The sequence below is a fragment of the Phormidium sp. CCY1219 genome, from assembly GCF_035615515.1.
In the GTDB taxonomy this organism is placed as follows: domain Bacteria; phylum Cyanobacteriota; class Cyanobacteriia; order Cyanobacteriales; family Laspinemataceae; genus CCY1219.
In genome coordinates this window covers 1-6,728 of the sequence record NZ_JAJENT010000921.1, presented here as the reverse complement: position 1 = coordinate 6,728, position 6,728 = coordinate 1, and the positions used below count along the sequence as shown (strand labels likewise).

General features: G+C 51.8%; 6 protein-coding genes. 3 read left to right on the top strand and 3 right to left on the bottom strand.

Going from position 1 to position 6,728, the window contains the following annotated elements; genetic code table 11:
* Positions 1–219: 219 nt before the first annotated feature.
* Complete coding sequence (gene ribE / locus LKK83_RS30315) at positions 220–939, bottom strand: riboflavin synthase (protein ID WP_324635197.1); 720 nt, start codon at positions 937–939, stop codon at positions 220–222.
* Between the two features lie 464 nt (positions 940–1,403).
* On the opposite strand from ribE, the gene LKK83_RS30310 reads away from it, so the two are divergent.
* The 3 genes from LKK83_RS30310 to LKK83_RS30300 all read left to right on the top strand — a co-directional run bounded on the left by LKK83_RS30310 (position 1,404) and on the right by LKK83_RS30300 (position 3,865).
* Positions 1,404–1,922, top strand: a complete 519-nt coding sequence (locus tag LKK83_RS30310; RefSeq protein WP_324635196.1) for a bifunctional nuclease family protein — start codon at positions 1,404–1,406, stop codon at positions 1,920–1,922.
* Positions 1,923–2,035: 113 nt separating this feature from the next.
* Positions 2,036–3,199 (top strand): aldo/keto reductase, encoded by a 1,164-nt coding sequence (locus tag LKK83_RS30305; protein WP_324635195.1) that lies wholly within the window; start codon positions 2,036–2,038, stop codon positions 3,197–3,199.
* Between the two features lie 30 nt (positions 3,200–3,229).
* On the top strand, positions 3,230–3,865 hold the full coding sequence (locus tag LKK83_RS30300; RefSeq protein ID WP_324635194.1) for a hypothetical protein: 636 nt from the start codon (positions 3,230–3,232) through the stop codon (positions 3,863–3,865).
* Here LKK83_RS30300 and LKK83_RS30295 read toward each other — a convergent pair.
* Positions 3,862–5,049, bottom strand: coding sequence for an extracellular solute-binding protein (locus tag LKK83_RS30295; protein ID WP_324635193.1), 1,188 nt, complete (start codon positions 5,047–5,049; stop codon positions 3,862–3,864). The two genes, LKK83_RS30300 and LKK83_RS30295, sit on opposite strands and share 4 nt — an antisense overlap.
* Before the next feature lie 125 nt (positions 5,050–5,174).
* Positions 5,175–5,711 (bottom strand): phycobiliprotein lyase, encoded by a 537-nt coding sequence (locus LKK83_RS30290; protein ID WP_324635192.1) that lies wholly within the window; start codon positions 5,709–5,711, stop codon positions 5,175–5,177.
* Positions 5,712–6,728 lie beyond the last annotated feature (1,017 nt).

Below are 6,728 nucleotides of genomic sequence, written 5' to 3'. Positions count from 1 at the left end.
AAAAGCGCCGGCCCCAAAAAAAAGAAAACCCTGGCGAAAAGGAAAAATTTCTGCTATACTTATTCATAATGGGAATAGTGCCGAAAATAAAAATTTCGCGAATATTCCCATTATGTAAAAAATAGTAGCAGAAAATCAAGCCTCGGTCAACCCCTAGAGAAAAAAAAGCGCCGGCGAGGGGGGATCCGGAGGCAGAGACAGAACGCCCCGGAAAAAACTTTACAAATAACCATTGTCCGCCAAAAAAGCGGGGGTAATGCGGTCTAAACTATCAATCGAGGGAGCGGACTCATCGGGGAATTCCGATGAGGAGGGAGAAGGGAGGCCAGAGCGGACGAACTTAGCCACATATTTGCCCAAGATATCTGCTTCCAGATTAACCCAGTCGCCCACTTGGAGGAAGCGGAGATTGGTTTGGTGGTAGGTGTGGGGAATGACAGCGGCAGTGAACCAAGCGCCGGCGGGGTCGCACTCAGCCACAGTTAAGCTAATCCCGTTGACTGCAATACTGCCTTTGGGGACGAGATAGGGAGCGATTTGGTGTTGCCAGAGGGAGAGCAAAGCGGGAGGGGCAGAGAAAGACATTTCCCAAGAACTAGCGGTTTGCACGGTTGCTTGAACTGCACCGATGCCATCCACGTGACCGGTGACGAAGTGACCGCCCAATTTAGAGCCGACGCGCAAAGAGGTTTCGAGATTGACATAGGCATCGGTTTGGTGAGCGAGGGTAGTACGGCGGAGGGTTTCCGGGGAAGCGATCGCGACCAAACCATTGGGCAAAATTTCAGTTGCCGTCAAACAAGCCCCATCCACCGCCACACTATCGCCTATAGCTAAAGAGGGCAAAATAATCTCTGCGCCAGAAACGCAAGAAATTTGCAATTTTTCAGTACCCATCGGGGCAATCGTGCCCAAACCTTGAACTAATCCAGTAAACATAGGTTTTTCCTTTAATTTTCAGGGTCAGACGATCGCAGGCCAAGATTTTTCCTTTGTCTGCGTCACCTTTTTTAACAGATTCGGGGCTAAAGTGGAGTATATGCAACTGGAAGTTGGGGGAACGATAACAACGGAATTGCCGAGAGCGCCGAGGTGCTTAGCGCAAATCGATCCTTGTTGAATGGCAAGGTTTTGACGTAACGTTGTTAGTAAGGGCAAATTCTGCCCGTGACCGGGAGAGTCAACAATCCAGGCTTGACCCAGAGGGGGCAGGCGTGGTGTGAATCCCGGAGTTGACCAGGCTGAGGTAGAAATACCGAGGAAGCAAAGCTTCGCGCCTGGGGATGCGATGCCAGTCCGGCGTGCCGGGGGTTTCCAGACCCGAAAATCAAGAATAAAAGAAAGCGTATCCCTGGCCCGAGTCATGATTACTTTCACCAGAGTGTTTTAAAGAGGCCGAGTCGATGATTGAGATGAAAGTCGCTGGAATTGCATTAGATGCAGCCACCCGGAGTCCGATTGTGCTGCTCAGAGACGCTGCCGATCGCCGTGCCCTGCCGATTTACATCGGGCAAGACCAAGCTAGGTCAATTATCAGCGCCTTAGAAAGCCAGAAACCGCCGAGACCCCTAACCCACGATTTGATGGTGAATTTGATGGACGAATGGGAATTAAACCTAGAGCGGGCCATCATTCATTCCCTACAGGACAACACATTTTATGCAGTTTTGAAAGTGCGGCAAGGAGACGCGGTAAAAGAGATTGACGCGAGACCTTCCGATGCGATCGCCCTAGCATTGCGAACCAATAGCCCGATTTGGGTAATGGAAGAAGTGGTTGCCGATGCCTCGATCCCGGTCGATCGCGAAGCAGACGAAGCCGAACGGCAAGCCTTCCGAGATTTTGTGTCCAATATCAGACCGGAAGACTTCATTCAGGGTAAAGGCTTCAGCAGTGGCAGTGGGGAAACGAAAGAATCGTAAGCAGGCGAGGGGTGAACGAGAGAAGGGTAAAAATTAAGGGAGATGCACAGTTGCTCCTCGATCGCAGATTCGTTTGTCCTCCCGGATTAAAAAGCTGAAGACCAAACCATCTGATGCGCTACCGTCGATTTGGGAAAACCAACTTACACCTGTCGGTTTTTTCTCTGGGAACCATGAGATATTTGGAGTCTAGAGAAACCGCGATCGCCACCACTGTCAAAGCAGTGGAAATGGGCATCAATCACTTTGAAACCGCCCGAGGCTATGGAAACAGCGAAATCTATCTCGGTGCCGCCATAGAAGAGATAGTCCGGGGAGGAAAGGGGTCGAAATTGGCGCGCGATCGCCTGCATATCACCACCAAACTGCCCCCCGTGGGGGATGCTGCTGTAATCGAGCGCTGCATTGACCAATCCCTAGAACGCTTAGGTGTCGATTATATAGACGCTTTAGCGATTCACGGAATCAATAAGCCATCCCATTTAGAGTGGGTATTGAATTCCCCGGGAATGGAGGCAATTCGCCAAGCAATCGCCGATCGCCGGGTGCGACATTTGGGATTTTCCACCCATGGGTCTCTCGACCTAATTCAAGCCACTATCGAAACAGATTTATTTGAATTTGTCAATCTGCATTATTACTATTTTTTCCAACGCAACGCCCCCGCCGTAGAGTTAGCCGCTCAGAAAGACATGGGAGTGTTTATCATTTCCCCAGCAGACAAAGGGGGACGCCTGCACAACCCACCGGATCCCTTAAAAAAACTCTGTCATCCCTTCTCCCCGTTAGGATTAAACTATCGGTTTTTATTGAGCAACCGGGCAATTACCACCCTAAGTTTTGGGGCGGCGACCCCCGAGGAACTCCACAGCCTCGATCGCCATCTGCCATTGAGAGCGCTAGATTGGTGTCACCTGCCCCTAACCGAAGCAGAACGAGCAGCGATCGCCCGGTTAGAACGACAAGCGCAAACCGCCCTGGGAAGCGACAAATGCAGTCAGTGTTATGCCTGCTTACCTTGTCCCGAAGAGATTCACATTCCGGAAGTTTTGCGCTTGCGGAATTTGGCAGTAGCATACCAGATGACGGACTATAGCCAATACCGCTACGGGATGTTTGAAAATGCGGGACATTGGTTTCCCGGGCGCAAAGGCAACCGCTGCACCGAATGTGGGGATTGTTTGCCCCGATGTCCCGAACAGCTTGATATTCCCCAACTGCTGCAAGACACCCACGATCGCCTGAAAGGGAAAGCGGGGCGGCGGTTGTGGGGTTAACCCGATTTTTCCCAAACCGAGGGAGAGCAGATGAACGCCAATAGAGCAAATTGGGTAGGGGTGAAAAAACTCCTACCGATAGTCATCGTGAGTTTCACGTTAGAAGCGATCGCCGCCGTACCGGCATTGCCCGCCCCCAACGAGACAGCCCCGCCAAACCGAGAGTCAGAGGACAGCGAAACCCCTCCCCAGGGACAAATGCAGCCCATCGAGACCCTCGAATCGGTGCCGCCCCCGGTGCCGCCGTTAGAATTAATTCCCGTGCCCCCCACGGCAAATCCTGCCGCCCTGGATATCGTTACTTCAGGCACCATTTCCCAAACCGGACTCACCGTGCCCAGTTTGTGGTGGGCCAGAGAACTCGTCGGCGGCAAATTAGTGGAAAACTGGGTGGCGTATCCGCGCAATGAAGAGAATGTGGGGTTTGTGGATTTAATTGTGAATCGGCAAATGTGGAGTTTGCTCGATTATTTAGAACGGTATCAGGCGCTCAATCATTTTGGGCAAGTAGCGAGCGATTACCGCTATAATATTCGCGTGTTTAATCGTCAGCAAACCCTGCTCGGCACCTACAGTTGTCAGTTTGAAGTCGAGCCGATCGTGTGCGATTTGTGGCTGGATTCCCCGGGGTTAGAGAACGGATCGCAATTGTTTTCGACGCCTTAACTGAGGCGAATTTTGCGCCACAACTGACGATAGCGATCTGCCACATCTGGGGATAAGGGATAGAGAAATTCACTGCGCGCGATCGCCGAAGGGTTGGGCAACAGGAGAGGATCTGCCTGTAACCCGGGGGGTAACTCCTCGCGGTTGAGTGCGAGGGCGATCGCAGAGGTTGCCTGACTCAGCAGAGACATATCCACTGCCACTTCTGGTTTCCAGCAAAAGTCAATCCACTGTTGCGCCAAAGCAGACAGAGATGGTGGATTGTCCGCAGCGATCGGGGATTTTGCCGCAGGCTGTACCCACAAATCAGCCCACAGGGCGGTGCCCGACTGAGGGACGAGCGCCTGAATTTGGGGATTGCGCTGTACCAGGGGAAGCAGGTCGCTAGACCACCCTACTGCCAACCAAGTATCGCCCAGAATCAGGGGTTGCAGGTAGGTATCGGAACTGTAGAGACGAACCTGCTGCTGGAGGGCGAGGAGTTCTGCTTCCAAGTCGGGCACATCGTCTAGGTTGGCGGTTTGGTAGGAGTGACCCAGTTTTTTCAGAGTCAGACCAATGGTTTCTCTGGGGCTATCGAGCAAAGAAATGCGATCGCGAATTTCCGGACGCCACAAATCGCTCCAATCCTGGGGAGTCCATCCGAAGGGTTTGAATTTATCCACCCGATAGGCGATCGCCGTCGTGCCCCAGCGATAGGGTGCGCCCCAGACTTGACCCTTGGGATCCGGTTGACCCTGGGCATTGCGCGTCACCAGGGTGCGCCACTGTTGCGGTAAGCGATCCCACAACTGAAACCTGGCGGGATTCATGGGTTGAATCAATTCCTGTTGAATTGCTTCGCTTAACCAGTAATCCCCTAACGTGACCAAATCGGGAAGGTTATTCCCACCGTTGCGCCTCCCGAAAGTGGGCAGATTGAATCCGTTGTCCTCATCTTGCGGTGGGGATTGTTGCTGCCATTCTTGCAGCATGAGAAATAGGGCTTGCAACTGCGCCGTGGGAGTAAAGTCGAGATTGGCCGGTTGCTGTAGTTGCTTGCGAAAGGCGCTCAAAACGCGAGCGGGTACGGAATTTTTCAATAACCGAACTTCGAGGGAATCTCGATTGGGATTCCCACAGCTAGCGAGAAGCGTGGCGATCGCCAAACTGCCCGTACCGATGAGAAAAGACCTTCGCTTCACTGAAAATAAGGGGGGTGAATTGCCATCAGAGGTGGAGGGGAAATGCTCATCTGAACTCTACAAAGGTTATGGAGAGAGGCAATATTCCCCTTGCTCTGTTTAAATTTCGCTTGCAGACAATTGTATCATTCGAGACGCTTTTCTAAATATTGGCCGATGGTTTTCTGTTCTCCCGCCCGAGAGATGATAGTTTGTCGGGTGCGATAGCGATCGCCGATATGTTTGATTTCCTCTTCAAACTCTGCCTTATTGTACGCGGTTTTCAGGCACAAGGTTTGCGGATTGGGGAAATAAAACTGCGCCGTCACCGGGTTGGGGGTATAGTAACCGCGATCGCGATACAGAATATTATCCAGCGCGCCAAAGACGGTGGATCCTGCCGGATGCGGACGTCCAGAAACCGAGGTACTGCGTTCCCAAGAGACATGGGTGCCACAGGTTAATGCTTTGGAGTCGGGTAGCTGATGCAGTTGAGCCAACGCTTCGAGTTCCGGGCTTCCGGCTTCCAGAAAGCGCACGGTAATGATTCTAACCACTTCCTCGGTGGTGACGTCGGGAAGGGTGTAGTAGCGACGTTCCGATCGCCATTTTCCGGCAGATTGTTGAAAAAAATCGGCAATTAAAGATTCTCCCGGGGGATTGAAAAGCTGTATTGATGTCATTAACAAATTTCCTCCGATTTTGGCTCGTTTTTACCCTAACAATGGGTGGGGGGTCTTTGCTGTCAATTCCGTTACTTTTCTTAATATAACCGATCGCAAGAAAACCGACGTCGTACCCAGGGGGGATTGCATCCCCCACCCAGAAGCTTGCGAGAAGGGACTGAGACGCCGAAATTGGCCGTTCAGGGTCGCGATCGCCGCCCGCGCACACAGTGGTCAATCTTCGGGGAACGCGGCCCAAATTCCGGGGCGATCGGGGGATTGGCAAAAAAAGTTTTTCTATAGCACAAAAGTAAATTAATGTCAATAGATTAGAGAGATTTTTTATTCCCATTTCCACTTTCGAGACATCACCCCCCCCGAACGGGAGTCAACTGGGAGAAAATCGCAGAAATGAAGCGGAATGCTGGGATTGGGAGAAATTTGAGGCAAAATCTTGCCGGGGCGGTGAATTTTTGCCCTAGTATTTCCCGATGGTGAGGGCGTCAAGCGATTCGAGGCGCTGACGGGGGATGGAAAAGTGCCGGGAGTGGGTTTTAATTCGCCGCCACTGGATTGTGAAGGATTATCAACGGCTGTAGTGTTTTGAGATATAGCAGTTCTCAATGTTAGTCAGGTAAAGAATTTTTCACCGATGAGGTGGCGACGCGGTTGGCACAGAAACGGCTGCAGATCGCATCAAGAAACAGACCTAGTATATTTCGCCACCAGCGCCCCATCGGGAAAGAAACTCTAGCGATAACCGCAATAGTTATTTCGCCACCAGCGCCCTATCGGTGGAAAAAACTCTACCGATAGTCGGAATAGTTATTTCGCCACCAGCGCCCCGTCGGGAAAGAAACTGTAGTGATAGTCGGAATAGTTATTTCGCCACCAGCGCTCAATCGGTGGAAAAACTGTACCGCTAACCGGAATAGTTATTTCGCCACCAGCGCCCTATGGATGGAAAAAAACTGTACCGCTAACCGGAATAGTTATTTCGCCGCCAGCGCCCAATCGGTGGAAAAAACTGTACCG

Coding starts and splice junctions, on each gene's coding strand:
- ribE (WP_324635197.1), bottom strand. CDS start 939: ATGTTTACTGGATTAGTTCAAGGTTTGGGCACGATTGCCCCGATGGGT.
- LKK83_RS30305 (WP_324635195.1), top strand. CDS start 2,036: ATGCGCTACCGTCGATTTGGGAAAACCAACTTACACCTGTCGGTTTTT.
- LKK83_RS30290 (WP_324635192.1), bottom strand. CDS start 5,711: ATGACATCAATACAGCTTTTCAATCCCCCGGGAGAATCTTTAATTGCC.
- LKK83_RS30300 (WP_324635194.1), top strand. CDS start 3,230: ATGAACGCCAATAGAGCAAATTGGGTAGGGGTGAAAAAACTCCTACCG.
- LKK83_RS30310 (WP_324635196.1), top strand. CDS start 1,404: ATGATTGAGATGAAAGTCGCTGGAATTGCATTAGATGCAGCCACCCGG.